Origin of the sequence: Oceanobacillus sp. FSL W7-1281 (assembly GCF_037969835.1) — a bacterium.
Classification (GTDB): domain Bacteria; phylum Bacillota; class Bacilli; order Bacillales; family Amphibacillaceae; genus Oceanobacillus; species Oceanobacillus oncorhynchi.
Genome location: NZ_CP150214.1, coordinates 261,315 through 278,560 on the forward strand (window position 1 = coordinate 261,315; position 17,246 = coordinate 278,560).

Annotated in this window: 13 protein-coding genes, 6 tRNA genes and 1 pseudogene; 15 read left to right on the forward strand and 5 right to left on the reverse strand. The window is 41.6% G+C overall.

Translation table 11 applies throughout. From position 1 onward, the window contains the following. Positions 1-11 precede the first annotated feature (11 nt). From MKX55_RS01390 to fabI, 4 genes and pseudogenes are all read right to left on the reverse strand, one after another. Positions 12-1,452: pseudogene (locus MKX55_RS01390) on the reverse strand (transposase). 236 nt (positions 1,453-1,688) lie between these two features. Beyond that, the gene (locus MKX55_RS01395; protein WP_339235495.1) at positions 1,689-2,927 is read right to left on the reverse strand and encodes a zinc ABC transporter substrate-binding protein; all 1,239 of its coding nucleotides are present in this window, start codon (positions 2,925-2,927) and stop codon (positions 1,689-1,691) included. Between the two features lie 237 nt (positions 2,928-3,164). Further along, positions 3,165-4,589, reverse strand: a complete 1,425-nt coding sequence (locus tag MKX55_RS01400) for an aldehyde dehydrogenase family protein (RefSeq protein ID WP_339181628.1) — start codon at positions 4,587-4,589, stop codon at positions 3,165-3,167. Positions 4,590-4,772: 183 nt separating this feature from the next. Then, positions 4,773-5,549, reverse strand: a complete 777-nt coding sequence (fabI, locus tag MKX55_RS01405; protein ID WP_339181631.1) for an enoyl-ACP reductase FabI — start codon at positions 5,547-5,549, stop codon at positions 4,773-4,775. Positions 5,550-5,897: 348 nt separating this feature from the next. On the opposite strand from fabI, the gene MKX55_RS01410 reads away from it, so the two are divergent. The 10 genes from MKX55_RS01410 to MKX55_RS01455 all read left to right on the forward strand — a co-directional run bounded on the left by MKX55_RS01410 (position 5,898) and on the right by MKX55_RS01455 (position 11,439). Next, positions 5,898-5,969, forward strand: a tRNA-Glu gene (locus tag MKX55_RS01410). 6 nt (positions 5,970-5,975) lie between these two features. Beyond that, positions 5,976-6,051 (forward strand) — tRNA-Val (locus tag MKX55_RS01415). A gap of 4 nt (positions 6,052-6,055) precedes the next feature. Further along, positions 6,056-6,131 (forward strand) — tRNA-Thr (locus tag MKX55_RS01420). Positions 6,132-6,173: 42 nt separating this feature from the next. Continuing rightward, a tRNA-Tyr gene (locus MKX55_RS01425) sits at positions 6,174-6,258 on the forward strand. A 9-nt stretch (positions 6,259-6,267) separates the two neighbouring features. Next, positions 6,268-6,342 (forward strand) — tRNA-Gln (locus tag MKX55_RS01430). Between the two features lie 250 nt (positions 6,343-6,592). After that, a tRNA-Lys gene (locus tag MKX55_RS01435) sits at positions 6,593-6,665 on the forward strand. Between the two features lie 335 nt (positions 6,666-7,000). Continuing rightward, entirely contained in the window at positions 7,001-8,290 is a 1,290-nt protein-coding gene (locus tag MKX55_RS01440) for a hydroxymethylglutaryl-CoA reductase, degradative (protein ID WP_339235498.1), read from the forward strand. After that, on the forward strand, positions 8,287-9,243 hold the full coding sequence (gene mvk, locus MKX55_RS01445) for a mevalonate kinase (RefSeq protein WP_339235502.1): 957 nt from the start codon (positions 8,287-8,289) through the stop codon (positions 9,241-9,243). The genes MKX55_RS01440 and mvk overlap by 4 nt, the downstream gene beginning before the upstream one ends. Positions 9,244-9,339: 96 nt before the next feature. Further along, entirely contained in the window at positions 9,340-10,314 is a 975-nt protein-coding gene (gene mvaD, locus MKX55_RS01450) for a diphosphomevalonate decarboxylase (protein WP_339235505.1), read from the forward strand. 9 nt (positions 10,315-10,323) lie between these two features. Further along, on the forward strand, positions 10,324-11,439 hold the full coding sequence (locus MKX55_RS01455) for a phosphomevalonate kinase (RefSeq protein ID WP_339235507.1): 1,116 nt from the start codon (positions 10,324-10,326) through the stop codon (positions 11,437-11,439). Between the two features lie 289 nt (positions 11,440-11,728). On the opposite strand, the gene MKX55_RS01460 is transcribed toward MKX55_RS01455, so the two are convergent. Beyond that, on the reverse strand, positions 11,729-11,881 hold the full coding sequence (locus MKX55_RS01460; RefSeq protein WP_339181642.1) for an aspartyl-phosphate phosphatase Spo0E family protein: 153 nt from the start codon (positions 11,879-11,881) through the stop codon (positions 11,729-11,731). Positions 11,882-12,018: 137 nt separating this feature from the next. On the opposite strand from MKX55_RS01460, the gene sigW reads away from it, so the two are divergent. From sigW to glmM, 5 genes are all read left to right on the forward strand, one after another. Further along, positions 12,019-12,582 (forward strand): RNA polymerase sigma factor SigW, encoded by a 564-nt coding sequence (sigW, locus tag MKX55_RS01465; RefSeq protein ID WP_339181645.1) that lies wholly within the window; start codon positions 12,019-12,021, stop codon positions 12,580-12,582. A gap of 15 nt (positions 12,583-12,597) precedes the next feature. After that, the gene (gene rsiW / locus MKX55_RS01470; protein WP_339235510.1) at positions 12,598-13,239 is read left to right on the forward strand and encodes an anti-sigma-W factor RsiW; all 642 of its coding nucleotides are present in this window, start codon (positions 12,598-12,600) and stop codon (positions 13,237-13,239) included. A 483-nt stretch (positions 13,240-13,722) separates the two neighbouring features. Then, on the forward strand, positions 13,723-14,544 hold the full coding sequence (cdaA, locus tag MKX55_RS01475; protein WP_339181651.1) for a diadenylate cyclase CdaA: 822 nt from the start codon (positions 13,723-13,725) through the stop codon (positions 14,542-14,544). Next, positions 14,537-15,769 carry a CdaR family protein gene (locus MKX55_RS01480; protein ID WP_339181653.1) on the forward strand — a complete coding sequence of 411 codons (1,233 nt, stop codon included), beginning with the start codon at positions 14,537-14,539 and terminating at the stop codon, positions 15,767-15,769. The genes cdaA and MKX55_RS01480 overlap by 8 nt, the downstream gene beginning before the upstream one ends. Before the next feature lie 34 nt (positions 15,770-15,803). Further along, a complete protein-coding gene (gene glmM / locus MKX55_RS01485; RefSeq protein WP_339235512.1) occupies positions 15,804-17,147 on the forward strand; it encodes a phosphoglucosamine mutase in 1,344 nt (447 codons plus the stop codon). Positions 17,148-17,246: the final 99 nt, after the last annotated feature.

A 17,246-nucleotide genomic window follows, 5' to 3' on the forward strand; every position in this document is an offset into this window, starting at 1 on the left:
AGGGACTACTTTTATTTTACAATCAAAGATACTGGTCTTCGTAAAGCTTCGATACTGGAAAAGCTATGATGAAGCGCATCTTTGAAAACTTTCCGCATGATATTTGCGGCCCCATTTACATCTGCGTTGATGCGCTCGCTGTTTTTCGACAGGTAAAGGCCACGTTTGACACGCTTCCCTGAAAAGACATTTCTTTTATTGGTTGAATTATATACAGGGATTTCATCGTTATCGAGAAAGCTTGCCTTCGACGTATAAGATTCTTCTGTTAACATCACCGTTATCCCATGCTTTTCTGCTTTGTATGTGATCATTTGTAATAAGCAGGCTGTGCGGGATAGCTGTAAAGGACTGATTATTCTTTTTTCCCATAGTAGCGTGTTGTTTCCATTCTTTATTCTGCCCGATAATGATGGTATCAATATCCTCTTTCAAGGCGATTTCCAAGATTTGAAAACTGGCTTTATGAAAGAGATCTTTGATTTGAAGAAATCGTTTTTGGCTGATTTTCTTCAAACGTTTGGATGTAAACGGCCCCTCGTTTGTATTTTTTCCTTGACGGAGGATCCCTGTATAATAGGCTTTAAGCTGATTATATCGTTGATTGACGGATTTGATATTTTTGCCCTTCACTAAAACTGGCCTTTTGCTTGTATTCGTGACAATGGTTGCAAGATTATCAATACCTAAATCAACAGACATAAAACGGTTCTTGGATTCTTTTTTCTCTGCTTTTGCAGGAATTTGAAAAACTAATTCCACGACATATTGACCGTACTTGGGAACAACTCGAACTTGTTTGAGCCTTCCTTCCGAACAACCTAACTTCCCTATATTCAGGCGTGCTTTTGTTTTAGGGAACTTCAAGAATTTATTATCTTTTACCACACAATCCTGATTTGAAAAGGTTATTTCCTTTTCTTTAGATCGACAATATCCTGGTATTCTAGGACGTGCTTTAAATTTTGTAGAATCCTTTTTATATTCCCGCAAGCTGCCATAAAACGATTTCCAATTTTGAAAGACCGTTTTCATAATGCTTTGACTTGATTGGATTGGTAAGGACTGATAATCGTTCTGTTTCATCGATTTAAACAGGGCATTCAAAAAAGGATAAGGAATATATGGATTATTGTTTGAAGGCATCTCAAATAAATGACATTTGATTTCCTTTTGCAGTGATTCAGTTTTTTCCTGTTCTTTCGCACTCCTCCGTTGGTAAGCTTTCAGCTGGTTCGCATTAATTTCAGGCAAATGCGTTTGGAGAGTTTCCAGTACTTCTTCTTGAAGCGGCTGTAATTCCTTTTCTTGTTTGAGACCTGTAAAAACCTGTCGGATGTAAAAGTTGGTTGTGTTATGAATATTCTTTGCACGTTGGCACATATTTTGAAAATACGGATGCATCCGGTGTCCTTTTTTCGCCCAGACCTGTAAGGTTTTGTAAGCAGCCATTTCATTCTCACCCCTCCAAAAAACGAACTTGAGTTCTGTCTATTCTATAATATCATAAGAGGGAAAGAAATGCTACGATTCTAAAATGTGTTCACAACTTTTTTAGTAACAGCCTTCATTGTGCTTATGCTGTTAGGAATTTCTTTGGATTTTCTTAACAGCTGAATTGGCTTTTTGATAGAACAAAAATAAGAAGCTTTCAGCCTGATAAATCATATCTGGCTGAAAGCTTCTTTTTAATCGTTTAGTACGGTTTCTAACGTTTCGATATTTTTTTCCATCAGGCTGAAGTAATCTTCGCCGTTTTCTATATCTTCTTCGGTAATGGTCTCCATATTACTTAGGACCGCGCTGTCAGCGCCGATTTCATCCTGGATAATTTCACTGATTCTGCTGCTGATATTCCGTTCAAAGACAACATATTTTAAATCATATTCGCGGGCAGTATCCACTATTTCCACCAAAGCAGATTGAGAAGGCTCCTGTGAAGAGGATAGCCCGTGTATACTGATTTGTTCTAAGCCGTATCGATCTTCCCAATAGCCGTATGCTGCATGAGAGACAATCATTTGCGGATGGTCTGCGTTCTCAATCGTTTGTGCTAATTCCTGGTCCACCTGCTCCAATTGTCCTTCTAATTCCTCTAAATTCTCCGCGAAATATGCTTCGTGTTCTGGCATTTTTTCGATAAGAAGGTCGGTAATATTTTCAGCTAATTGAATGCTGATGACAGGGTCGAGGAAAACATGCGGGTCGCCAATACCGCTTTCGCCATCATGATTATCGATCAATAATTCAACGATGCCTGATTCGGCAATTACTTCTCCATCTGCATCTTCAAGCTCCAGTTTTACTTCTAACGTATCGTTGATTTGTGTTTCAAAGGAAGCATCGTCCGCTTCTTCATTCAATTCCCATTCCTCTGAACCCTCTGTGCGGAAATACCAGTTCCATTCTACGATGTCTTCATCGACATTTGCTTCTGCTTCTATAGAAGCTGTATCGCCGCTGTGATAATGGTCATTGATGCCGTCAATGATAATGTCACCGTTGTCCTCTGCTTCTTCCTCGTTGTAATGTTCTTCTTCATTTCCATGTGCATGCTCTGCTTCTCCGCGAAGAGGGATATCTTCACCGATGGCAGAGACCTCCACATTTTCTCCGTCCAGAATTTCCTCCGCTTTGGAAGCGAAAGGCTCCATACCGACACCGGAATAAATAAATAAATCTTTCTTAGCTAAATCAACCATCTCACGTGAGCTTGGTTCGTATGTGTGTGCATCCGCATTTGGCGGGTAGATGCTTTCTACATCGACATAATCGCCGCCGATTTTGGAAATAAAATCTTCTAATGCAAAAATAGTAGTAGAAATTTCAAGCTGTTCCTGATCTCTGTCCTGACTGTCGTCTGCAGATTGGCAGCCTGCAAGGAAAAGAAGGAATAAACCGAAAAAGAGAATGACCCGTTTTTTCATTGAATTGAACCTCCATTAATTTATATAGTACGTTTGAATTTCTTATAAAAAAGAAAAATAAGTAATCATTGCTATTATGGTTTGCTTCGTGAAAAAACAAACAATGAACATGTAATTCTTATCATTCGTAATCGTTACGATTTAAAATTTACAGGTTTTTAGAGGGGATGTCAAGCTATTTTTGGCAAAAAAAATTGTCAGCAGCTCATTTGCTGCTGACAATGGATGTGGTATTTATTAAGGTAAGCCGACAATCGTTTTTGGTTCTAAGAATTCTTCGATGCCGTAGTCTCCCCATTCGCGTCCAATACCAGATTGGTCGAAACCGCCAAATGGAGCGGTGAAGTCAGCTTGTTCATTATTGACTACAATTCTGCCGGAACGAAGGCTTTTTGCTGTTTTGGTCAGCGCATCCGGATCATTACCGACAACATAGCCTGCTAGCCCATAAATTGTACCATTGGCAATTTCAATTGCTTCATCTAAATCGTTATAGGTGATAACGGAAAGTACAGGACCGAAAATCTCTTCCTGAGCAATCGTATCTTCCGGTTTTACGTTAGTAAATACAGTCAGTTTAGAGTAATATCCTGTTTCTAAGCCTTCTGGTTTACCTGTGCCCCCGGCAACGAGGGTTGCTTCGCTGTCGATGCCTTTTTGAATATAATCTTGGACGGTATTCCATTGATCCTCTGATACTTGCGGTCCAGTGAAAGTAGATTCATCTTTTGGATCGCCTACAGGGTACTCAGGAAGATGTTTTTTAATCGCTTGGATAAAATCATCATGCATGGATTTTGGAACGAGCGCGCGCGTTCCTGCAGTACATACCTGACCTGTATTGCCGGCGATATGGGAAATAGCTGTTTTTGCAGCATAATCCACATCTGCATCATCCAATACGACAATTGGCGATTTACCGCCAAGCTCTAAGGAAACCTTTTTAATATCTTGAGCGGCGTTTTCCATAATTTTCGTACCTACGCCGCCGGAGCCTGTAAAAGAGACAAAGTCGATATCTGGATGAGAGCTGATGCCGTTACCGATGGTAGAGCCAGTACCGTTTACCAGATTGAATACGCCTTTTGGAACACCGGCAGCTTCGAACACTTCTTTTAATAAGACAGCTGCGAAAGGTGTTTCTGTTGATGGTTTTAATACGACGGTGCTGCCTGCTGCAAACGCACTAGCGAGCTTTGTAGACGCCTGATTTGTCGGGAAATTCCAAGGCGTGATTAAACCAGCGACGCCAATCGCATCCTTTTGAATAAAGGAGTTTTCCCGGTTTTCTGTGAAGTCAAAATCACGTACGAGCTTTGCTGCTGTCCGGAAGTGATTTAATCCCATCTGATACTGCACGTTGGTTGTAAATGTTACTGGAGAGCCAAGCTCAGCCATGATAACTTCAATAAATTGATCTTTTCGTTTTTCATATTCATCTGCGATACGGTCTAATAAATCAGCACGTTCCTCTTTGGTTGTTTGTGAAAATGCTGGGAAAGCATCCCGTGCAGCTTGAACTGCTTTATCAAGATCCTCTTTGGTACCAGAGCTGATTTCACCAATTTTTTCTTCTGTTGCAGGGTTGATTACATCAATTGTTTCGTTTCCAGTGGAATCAACCCACTGACCGTTAATATAATGCTGTATATAGTTATACATTTTCTCCACCTCTTTGCTTGTTTTTCAATAAAGAATATTCAACACACGTTATCAGCCTTTTTGAATATCCATTACTACTTGTTCCCAGAATAAAAAGTGATTAAACGTAGTAGAGAACATGGATTTAGTTAATAAAAAAAACTGCCTCTTCTTAAATAATGAAGAGAGACAGTTTTTGAGAGATTAGCCGCCAATAATATTAAATCCGGCATCTACATGCAATACTTCGCCGGTGATTCCACGTGCCAGTTCGCTAAGAAGGAATAATGTTGCATCTCCAACTTCCTCTTGGTCGATGTTGCGGCGCAGCGGAGCTTTTTCTTCCACAACTTGAGATTTTTCGTTGAAGTTAGCTACTCCTTTTGCAGAGAGTGTTCGGATTGGACCGGCCGACACAGCGTTCACGCGAATACCGTCTTTGCCCACATCTTCAGCTAAGTAGCGGACGCTTGCTTCCAGAGAAGCTTTAGCAACACCCATCACGTTATAGCCGGGAACGACTTGTTCTGCTCCGATGTAAGTTTGGGTAACGATCGAACCGCCTTCAGTCATCAGTTCCTTCGCAGCATTTGTTATGGTTACTAAGGAATAAGCGCTGATTTCTTGAGCAAGCAGGAAACCATCGCGGGAAGTAGTGACAAATTCACCCTGCAGGTCTTCCCGTTTAGCAAAGGCAACAGAGTGAACCAAGCCGTGAATCACGCCGATTTTTTCTTTTATTTCATTAAAGGCTCCCTGGATACTTTCATCGGATTCAACATCGCAAGAGATGATTGCTTTTGGTTCAATTTCATGCTTCTCTAAAAGTTTTACTAATTTTTTGTAGGATCTTTCCTGTCTATTGGTGAAAATAAGGTTCGCTCCGGCATTATGTAGAGATTTTGTAATACCCCAAGCAATACTTCTTTCGTTAGCGACGCCCATTACAACAATGTTTTTACCTTCTAATAATTTTGTCATACGTATCCTCCATTCAACATTTAACTTAGCATCTATTATAACGGATTAGTACCAGGTGATAAAGTTATAAACTGTTTTTCTTTTCTGATTTAGAGTGTCAGGGTTTTCCTGCTATAGAAAAATAGATACTGCCACTGGTTTTATACTATAGAAGAAACGAGTCAAAATAAGAAATATTAAGCTTTGGAAATCTTGTTATAACAGGTTTTGGGGAGCATTTTAGCGACTTTTGAAAAATAAAATAAAGTTTTTTTCATTTTTCCCTTTACAAACGGTTGGTTCCTCGATATAATAAAATTCGTCAGTTTGCGAGAGATGCTTTCAAAAAGCCTCTCAGAAACGCATTATGGCCCGTTGGTCAAGCGGTTAAGACACCGCCCTTTCACGGCGGTAACACGGGTTCGAATCCCGTACGGGTCATCAAATGGAGGATTAGCTCAGCTGGGAGAGCACCTGCCTTACAAGCAGGGGGTCGCAGGTTCGAGCCCTGCATCCTCCACCATCATGCCGGCCTAGCTCAACTGGTAGAGCAACTGACTTGTAATCAGTAGGTTGGGGGTTCAAGTCCTCTGGCCGGCACCATTTTTTCATGTATATAATTGATAATATGGTTAACAATATTATGGAGGGGTAGCGAAGTGGCTAAACGCGGCGGACTGTAAATCCGCTCCCTCAGGGTTCGGCAGTTCGAATCTGCCCCCCTCCACCATGTTTTTATTGGGCCATAGCCAAGCGGTAAGGCATCGGGTTTTGATCCCGTGTACCCCAGGTTCGAATCCTGGTGGCCCAGCCATTTTTATTTTTTAGAAGAAATACATGATAATACTATTACTGATAATAGTATTTTTTTATGGACAGAGGCTATACATAATGACCTGTCTTATCATAGGAGCCATTAGCTCAGTCGGTAGAGCAACGAGCGAAACTTCTACCGAATAATCTTCGAGTAACCCCGAAGCATTCCCTTCGAAGCGAATGCTTGCAGATGCAGGGGTCCACCAAACGGCGAAGCACGAAGTAAGATATCATTCTATTTTAAATGGGAGCCATTAGCTCAGTCGGTAGAGCATCTGACTTTTAATCAGAGGGTCGAAGGTTCGAATCCTTCATGGCTCACTACAAGCATGACAATTATAAAACACAGAAAAAACGGGATAATTTTATCTCGTTTTTTTCTTTATCAGGATAAAAATCTCATATTATTTGAACAACAGTTCGCCATTAGTAAAGAGCCGGCCATAGTCTGAGTAGTCCAGCGTTTTTGGTATATGTTAGAAGTTGGAAACACCAATGCATTACGGTAATGCTGCGAACATAGTTCCAGTCACGAAATAAGTATCTTCTGAATGAAAAAACGATAGAATTCGTGTTATAATCAAAATAGTTTATTTTAGTACATTGTAATAAAAAAGCATATTTCAGATATGATAAATAAAAAGGATGAGCTAGGCATGACCTCTTCAAGGATACCAGGGTTTTATAATATGACGGTAGAAGAAAGGCGGGCATTATTACGTGAGGCCTTTACTCTAACAGATGCAGAAACGCAAAATTTGTCTAACGCCGATGCGCTTACGGTAGGAAAAGCAGATAATATGATTGAAAACGTCATTGGTACCTATCAATTACCATTCGGATTGGGATTAAACTTTTTGATAAACGGGAAAGAATATGTAGTACCGATGGCTATCGAAGAAGCTTCTGTTGTTGCTTCTGCCAGTCATATTGCGAAGATAGTCAGAGAGGCTGGCGGTTTTCGGACAGAATCAAAAGAAAGACTGATGATAGGGCAGATTCAGGTGGTTGGATGTCCGGATTTTCAAGAAGCAAAGCAGCAAATCCTTCATCAAAAAGATACATTAATGAAAGCTGCCGATGATGCCTACCCAAGCATTGTCAGTCGTGGCGGCGGTGTGAAAGATTTAGATGTACGGCTTTTGAATGAGGACGATGCATCGTCTTATAGCAAAATGCTGGTCATGCATATCTATGTAGACACCTGTGATGCCATGGGAGCGAATATGATTAATACCATGGTGGAATCGATTGCGCCGATTGTAGAAGAAATAACCAAAGGAAAAGTGCATTTGCGTATTTTATCGAATTATGCCGATCGCAGCCTTGTTACAGCGAAATGCGTGATTCCTCCGCACCTGCTAAAAACAGGTTCGTTTGCTGGAGAAGAGGTCAGAGATGGTGTCATCCATGCGTATGAATTTGCTGCCTCTGATCCGTATCGTGCGGTAACGCATAACAAAGGGATTATGAACGGGATTGATCCTGTTGTCATTGCGACAGGAAATGATTGGCGGGCAGTAGAGGCAGGAGCACATGCTTATGCTGCCAGAAATGGTCATTATGGCTCCATGACTATGTGGTCAAAGGATGAAGAAGGTAATCTCGTTGGTGAAATTGAGTTGCCAATGTCGGTAGGAACTGTCGGGGGAGCGACTCGTGTGCACCCATTAGCTGATTTTTCTTTATCTGTTATGCAAATTGAATCAGCAGAAGAGCTTGCGCAGGTAATTGTAGCAGTTGGTCTTGCTCAAAATCTTGGAGCGCTCAAAGCGTTGGCGACAGATGGGATTCAAAAAGGGCATATGGCGCTTCATTCACGTTCTGTTGCGATAGCTGGCGGAGCAACTGGGGAGATGATTGATGTGATAGCAAAACAATTAGTAGAACAACAAGAAATCCGTGTGGGAAAAGCTAAAGAATTGGTGGAACAGTATAAACAATGAGTGCAGAAAAAGTAACAGCGTCGGAAAAAACAGCTATTGGTGTAGCTCATAGTAAGGTCATTTTAATTGGAGAGCATGCGGTTGTACACGGACAGCCGGCAATTGCTATTCCATTTCCTTTAATTGGCGTAGAGACGGTAATTGAGTATGTCCCTGGAGCGGTGAAAATGGACAGTACCTTTTATCATGGACCATTGCGGCATGCCCCGAAAGAGCTGGAAGGAATCGTAGAATGTGTCTCTAGTTCTTGTGAATATCTCGGGATTCCTTATAAAGATTTGTTAATACGGATTAATTCTTCGGTACCGCCAGGAAAGGGTCTTGGTTCAAGTGCATCTGTAGCTATTTCTATTATTCGCTCTTTATTCCATTATTGCGATAAGGAATGCTCGACAGAAGATTTGCTGCAATTAGCGAATGTGGCAGAAACCTATGCGCATGGAGCACCAAGCGGGCTGGATACCTTAACGATCACTTCCGATAAACCAGTGTGGTATAAAAAAGGAAGTCCTGTTGAGCACATTGAATTAGGAGAAGACCTGCATTTTATTGTTGCAGACTCCGGCAGATTCGGGGATACACGTACATCGGTTGAATCGGTAGCAAATCTGTTAAAAGCCGCTCCGCAGCGTATCCATTCCAAAATAGAACGGATCGGAGCATTAACGCATCATGCAAAAGATGCATTAGAAAAAGCAAGTAAACAGTTTTTAGGTCAACTGTTAAATGAAGCACAAAAAGAACTGGAAGCATTAGGAGTCAGTGATGCCGGTTTAAATAAATTGATTCGCTTTGCCCGGGAAGAAGGGGCTTTGGGTGCGAAATTGACAGGCGGCGGAAATGGCGGTTGTATCATTGCACTTGCGCAAAATGAAGTTCATTCAAAACAGCTGGCAGAGAAATTACGCCGGTTTGGTGCAGCGGCAGTCTGGCCGTTTGTTCTGAAAAAATAAAGCGATGCCTCATTCGGCGGGGTTTTTTCCCCGCTGAATGGAGCCGCACGAAAAGAATGATTTGACAGGGATTGTAGAAAAGGAGATTCAAATAATATGAAGGCAACAGCAAGAGCGCATACGAATATTGCTTTAATCAAGTATTGGGGGAAGCGGAATGAATCATTGATTCTTCCTGCCAACAGTAACCTTTCCGTGACATTAGATGGTTTTTCTACAGAGACAACCGTTCATTTTCAGGAAGGGTTAAAAAAAGATTCCTTTTGTTTGAATGAACAGAATGTAGAAGGAGATGCGCTTGGAAAGGTAGCGGTATTTTTAGATAAGGTGCGTGCTCTTTCTGGAAAGGAAATCTATGCACAGGTTCAATCTGTGAATCATGTTCCTACTGCTGCCGGATTTGCTTCCTCTGCATCTGGTCTTGCAGCATTAGCTGCAGCAAGCTCCAAAGCAATCGGACTTTCCTTAGATGATACGGAATTATCGAGGCTGGCTCGTCAAGGCTCTGGTTCTGCTTCCCGTTCGATTTTCGGCGGTTTTGTTGAATGGCAAATGGGGGAACGGGAAGATGGCTCCGATTCGTTTGCTGTGCAAATTGCTGATAAGTCACACTGGGATATTCGCATTGCTGCTGTCGTCTTGTCAAAAACAGAGAAAAAGGTTTCAAGCAGAGAGGGGATGCGCCGTACCGTAGAAACCTCTCCTTTTTATGCAGGCTGGCTGGAGCAGACAGCAAAGGATCTGCAAGAAATAAAACAAGCCATTAAAGTAAAAGATTTTGAGAAGATGGGAAGCGTTGCAGAAGCGAACTGCATGCGCATGCATGCTACAACATTGGGAGCGAACCCGCCGTTTACTTACTGGCAGGATACGACAATGCGTGTGATGCAGACGGTACAATCCTTAAGAGAACAAGGAATTCCTGCCTTTTTTACGATTGATGCCGGTCCGAATGTAAAAGTTTTATATTTACCAGAAGATGAAGATAAAGTAAAAAAACAGCTGCAGGCCACAGAAGGCGTGGAGGATATTATAATCAGCAAACCCGGAAGCGGAATAAGCTATAGATAGGAGGATAATATGGTGGCAAAATCAATCACGGTCAAAGTACCAGGAAAATTAATGATTGCGGGAGAGTTTGCCGTATTAGAGCCTTATCAGAATCTGGCAGTGATGGCAGTGAACCGTTTTGTTTATGCAACGGTATCGGAAGCCGATAGCCACCAGCTGACTCTTTCGGACTTTTCTCTTCATAAGGTCCCATGGTCTTGGCGAGAGACAGATATACATATTGAATCAGATGACCCCCGGCTGTCTTTTGTAAAGAGTGCACTCCGGGTCACTTATCGTTATCTGGAAGAACAAGGACTGCCAGTTCTTCCAATGCATGTTTCTACACGCAGTGAGCTGGATGATGCCTCTGGCGTGAAATATGGATTAGGCTCCAGTGCAGCAATTGTTACTTCTATCGTGGCGGGAGTCTTACGTTTTCAGGCTCCGCGATTGGCTGAAAAAGATATCATATTCCGTTTAGCTGCGATATCGCATGTGATTACGCAAGGGAACGGATCGGGAGCAGATATCGCTGCATCCACTTATGGCGGACTGCTTCAATTCTCTTCTTTTCAAGCAGATTGGCTTCTTGAAGCATACCGAAAAGCAGATTCTGTCACAGAAGTAGTAGAGAAGGATTGGAAATATTATAAAACGAAGCCGATTACGCTGCCAGAGAATGTTTACTTTTGTGTAGGCTGGACAGGCAGTGCCGCATCTACGAAAGATTTAGTGAACCAGGTGCGATTATTGAAAATAAATAATGCGGAAGCATATGCGGCATTTCTGAAAGATAGTGAACATGCCGTATCTCAATTTTTGACTGGCGCAAAAGATAATGGTATCAATCAATTATTTGCTGGGATAAAGGCTAATCGAAAAGCGCTGAATCAAGTAGGGAAAGCAGCAAATACAAATATTGAGACACCTGATTTAACCGTCTTATGTAACTTGGCAGAGGATTTAGGAGGCGCTGGGAAGCCTTCTGGAGCTGGAGGCGGAGATTGCGGAATTGCTTTTATGCCTTCGCAGGAAGCAGCAGAGCAGTTAGCACTTGCTTGGGAAGAAGCAGGAATTAAAGCCTTGACGTTATCTCCTTTTATCGGCGGAGAGACAGTAATGAAAGAGAATGATTCTGTTTAAGAATTTTTAGAAACAACAAAGAAGAGCCGTTTTGCAATTCGATGCATTGTAAATCGGTTCTTTTCTTTTTGCATGTAAATCACAGGAATCCTGATACCATCTTTCAAATATTTTCAAGTTTCTTATAAAAAATAAAAAATGTTTAATGAAGTGAAGGACAAAATAAGATATTATTATTCATAGAGATATAGTTGGTTAGGGGAAATTTACATAGAGATGTTTGTGGGTAGGAAATGTAACAAAAAAAGACATACACAGGAGATGTCTTTAAAAATAGAGTAAGGATGATTTAAGAGGATTTTTTTAAATAAGCAAAGATTAATGCATCCAATTTTTCGCTTGTGGACAAGACAGGTTCTGAGTCTAATCCATGCTTCTCAGACAATGTCAGCATTTCTTCTCTGCATTGTTCAATCTCCATGAATAACGATTTTTTATCCACAAATTTCACTCCTTTTTTAGTATACTTATCGTTAGATATACCCTGTCGGAAAAAAAATAAACATTCTTTTTTAAAATGTGAAACCTTACAAGCGGTTGTTTCGTATAGAGAGTACCGCATAGTGCGGAGGTAATTAGATGGACCAATTTATAAAGAAAAAGATTATGGAAGTTAAAAAAGGAGACCAATCTGCTTTTTCGGATGTTGTATCCTTTTATCAAGATAAAATATACCAGCACTGCTACCGTATGCTGGGTAATAAGCACGAAGCGGAAGATATTGCACAAGAAGCGTTTATACGTGCATATGTGAATATTGATTCATTTGATGAGAGCAGAAAATTCTCTACATGGTTATACCGCATAGCTACGAATTTAACCATTGACCGCATGCGCAAGCGTAAACCGGACTTTCATCTTGATGCAGAAGTAAAAGGGACAGAAGGTTTGGATATGTATTCGCAGCTTGCCAGTACGGAACGTCTGCCTGGGGAAGAAGTAGAGAGCAGAGAACTGCAGCGGTATATTCATCATGAAATTTCTCAGCTTCCTTCTAAATATCGGAGTATTATCATGCTCAGGTACCTGGAAGAATTTTCACTAAAGGAAATCAGTGAAATTCTTGATGTTCCTCTTGGTACGGTAAAAACGCGGATTCATCGTGGAAGAGAGGCCTTGAGAAAAAGGCTTCGACATGTGTAAAGGAGCGTGCTTGATGTGAGCTGCAATAAAGAGTATATAAAAAAAATGCATGACTATTTAGATGGGGATATTTCCGCAGACGAAGAAAGCTTACTAAGAAGGCATCTGGAGGATTGTGAAGATTGTCAGAAGCATTTTCATGAGCTTCATCGAACCATTGCTTTAATAAAAAGTGCGGAACGGATGGAAGCCCCGGTTGGTTTTACAGAAAACGTTATGAATAAATTGCCGACAGAAAAGAAATCGGTAAAGTACAAGCGCTGGTTTAAACATCATCCAATCCTTGTTGCAGCAGCCATTTTCTTCTTGTTGATGATAGGCAGTCTTTCATCCACGTTTAATCAAGGAACGGAGCAGCTTGTTGTTTCTGCACAGGAAGAGCTTGTCATTGATGGAGACACTGTGATTGTGCCGGAGGGTGTCACTGTTTCCGGAGACGTCTACGTGAAAAACGGTGATTTATTAGTGCTCGGAACGGTTGACGGCAATGTTACCTTGTTTAATGGAGAGCTTTTAGACGGCGAATCGGAGCTTGAAGGCGGTGGCCTGATGGCCTCTGCAGGAGGAGTCAACGGAGAGCTGGAAACCATAGACCAAACGTTTGAGTGGATATGGTATCATATAAAGAATTTCTTTAAAGGATTATTCGCATTTTAAGATAAAACAATGAAAAAAGGAGCGAGATGATGTCGCTCTCTTTTTTTGGGCGAAAGAAACTGTCATAATGGGGTAAAACATGCCTGTTCCATTGATCATGAAAAAACAGCTGGTTCAGGATGTTGGAGTGATCAAATCTGGCATTTTTTTCCAACACACATTTTAATGGATGTTGCATTTTCTAAAGAAAATAATAAACTACAGACAGGTCTGTTTTTACAAATTTATGATATAATAATTATCGACTGTAATTCATAATAGTTCATGTTAATATAAAACGAAACTTTCTTCAGCGGGAATTTGTTCTTTCCCTCCGCTGAAGGATTCAGAGAGCTGACTCACGTTATCTCCTGCTTAAATAAACCGAGTCCATTCTCTATTTAGAGGCGGGAATTTTACGGGCAGTTCTCCGTGAGAAATAATTGCTTTTAAGATAATGTTTAAAACAAACAGGTAATTCTATTGGGTAAAGGATGTGTGCACATGCTTGATGGGGGATTTGACTTTTTAGATCTGCTGCGAATTGGCGTTGATATCGCTCTCGTCTGGTATGTATTATATAAATTAATCATGCTGATCAGAGGAACAAAGGCTATTCAGCTGTTAAAGGGAATAGCAGTTGTAATGGTTGTGTGGGGAGTAAGTATGCTGTTAAACTTACAAACCATCCAATTTATCACAGGCCAAGTTATTAATTGGGGAGTTATTGTAATTGTTATTTTATTCCAGCCGGAGCTGCGAAGAGCATTAGAGCAGCTGGGACGAGGAAATATCTTCGCCAGATCGGGAAGCTCTGCAGAAGAAATTATACAAAATGAAATTGAGGCTATCGTTACGTCTTGTAATTATATGGGTAAAAGAAGAATTGGTGCGCTTATCTCCATTGAAAGAGAAACAGGAATTGGGGATTATGCGGAAACAGGGATTCCAATCAACGGAAAGCTTACTCACCAGCTTCTGACAAACATATTTACACCAAATACACCGCTTCATGATGGAGCAGTGATTATAAAAAATGAAGAGATAACAGCTGCGGCTTGCTACCTGCCTTTATCTGAGAGTCCATTTATCTCCAAGGAGTTAGGAACAAGGCACCGTGCTGCAATGGGAATCAGTGAAGTAACAGATGCGTTAACGATTGTTGTTTCTGAGGAAACAGGTGCCGTCTCTTGTACAAAAAATGGAGAGCTGCATCGTGATATCGATGAAGAAAAATTAAGAGAAATGCTTTTAACGCATTTATCAATCGTGCCGAAAGCCTCTGAAAAAAAATCATGGAAACGGAGGACTGGTAAGCGTGGATAATTGGTTTAAGAGTAAGTGGTTTGTCCGTATTCTTTCCTTAGCTTTTGCGGTAACACTCTATGCTTTTGTCAATGTGTCCGAAACACCAAATTCCGATTCAACATTTTCTGGTTCAACCACTTCCACAGAAACCTTGGAACAAATTCCAGTGGATATCCGTATTGACCGCGACAGCTATGTTGTCAGCGATGTTCCAGAAGAGGTCGATGTCACTTTGCAAGGGAATCGAGGCAGTATGACACCGTACATACTTCAACGTAATTTTGATGTGTACGTTGACTTAGAAGGGTTAGAAGAAGGAACGCATGTTGTTGAACTGCAGCATAATATAGCAGGAGATGTGGAAGTATTTATTGAGCCGAAAACAGCAGAAGTCACCATTGAAGAACGGGCATCTCAAGAGTTTACTGTAACTGCTGATCTGATTAATCAAGACCTGATGGCAGATGGTTACGAAGTGGTCGATTACAGTGTCGATCCGGAAACGATAACGATCACAAGCTCAGCAAGTGTCATTGAATCGATTGGCTCTGTAAGGGCCTATGTGAATATGGAAGGTGTCGATGAGTCAATTAATAATCGGGAGCTTCCGATAAGTGTATATGATGTACAAGGAAATGAATTGAATGTCGGATTAGACCCTGAAAGTGTTCAGGTCTCTGTAGAAGTCGACAATCCAAGCAAGTCTGTACCGCTCTCTGTAGAGACAACAGGTGAGCTGGAAGAAGACCTTGAGCTGGACTCTATTTCTCCAAATGAAGAGGAAGTGGAGATTTACTCTCAAAGTGACGTGCTGGAGGATATTTCAGAAGTGACTACCGAGCCGCTGGACTTATCCGAGATTGAAGAATCCGGCACAGTTGAAGTACCGCTTGATTTACCGGAAAACGTGCAAGCGCCGGAGACAGAAGAGGTAGAAGTTACGGTAGAAGTAGAAGGAGCAAATGTAATCGAGAATGTAGCTTTAGAAGAAGAAGGCTTAGCAAATGGATTGGAAGCATCTTATGCAGATCCTGCATTAGAAGTGGAAGTGACAGGAGATGCATCGGTGGTCAATGGTTTAACGGCAGATGATATCAACGCCGTACTGGATTTATCTGATTTAGAATCAGGAGAGCATGACGTGCCTATTGACATTGAAGCTCCTGAGGATGTCACTGCCACAGGAAATGTGGAAGAAGTCACGGTGGAAATAATCGATCCGGCTGAAACAGCAGAAGAATAGTTGTATATTGTATGGTCAAAGGAGAGATATAATAATGGGTAAATTTTTTGGAACAGACGGTGTCAGGGGAGTAGCAAATGAAGGGCTGACTCCTGAAATGGCATTTAAGCTCGGCCGTTTTGGCGGATATACGTTAACAAAAGGCAGTGAAAAGCCGCGCGTTTTAATCGGCAGAGATACACGTATTTCTGGACATATGCTGGAAGGCGCGTTGATCGCAGGTCTGCTGTCAACAGGTGTAGAAGCAATGCGGCTGGGTGTTATTTCAACGCCGGGGGTCGCTTACTTAACAAAAGCAATGAGCGCACAGGCAGGGGTGATGATTTCTGCATCCCATAATCCTGTAGAGGATAACGGGATTAAATTCTTCGGTTCAGATGGATTTAAGCTGACAGATGCTCAGGAAGCAGAAATTGAAGCTTTATTAGAACAAGAAGAGGATGATCTGCCTCGCCCGACAGGCGCTGGTATCGGATCAGTGAGTGATTATTTTGAAGGCAGACAGAAATACCTGTCCTTCTTAAAAGATACGATTGATAACGATTTTGACGGAATACGTATCGCTGTGGATTGTGCACATGGAGCAACATCCAGCCTGGCTACACATCTATTCGCAGATTTGGAGGCTGACATTCATTCCATGGGCTCTACACCGAACGGCCTGAATATTAATGATGGTGTCGGTTCTACCCATCCGGAAGGGCTACAGCAATATGTGCTGGATAAAGAAGCGGATGTCGGACTGGCTTTTGATGGAGACGGTGATCGCTTGATTGCTGTGGATGAAAAAGGAAACATTGTGGACGGCGATAAAATCATGTTCATCTGCGCAAAATACCTGAAAGAAATTGGGATGCTGCGTAAGGACACTGTCGTATCCACTGTCATGAGTAACTTAGGCTTTTATAAGGCATTAGAAGAAGCTGGTCTGAAAAGCGATAAGACGGCAGTCGGTGACCGATATGTCATGGAAGAAATGCGTAAAAACGACTATAACCTAGGCGGGGAACAATCCGGCCATATTATCTTTTTAGATTATATTACTACAGGAGACGGTCTGTTATCTGCATTGCAGCTTGTGAATGTAATGCGTGAATCAGGCAAGACCCTCTCAGAACTGGCAGACGAAATGACTATTTTCCCGCAGACATTGATCAATGTTCGGGTTACAGATAAGAATGAAGCATTGACCAGCCCAATCATCTTAGATGAAGTACAAGCTGTGGAAGAGGAATTGGGAGAGAATGGACGCGTTTTAGTCCGCCCATCTGGAACAGAACCGCTTGTGCGTGTCATGGTAGAGGCAAAGACAGAGGAAGATTGCCAGGCCTATGCAGAACGAATCGTAAAAGTCATTGAAAATCATTTAGGTGCTTAACAATATCATGTACCTAAAGTAAAAAAACGCATGGATGCTCACGGTACCAATCCTGAAGTTAGAGGAGTAAATCTAACTTTTGGTGAAATACCCATCCAT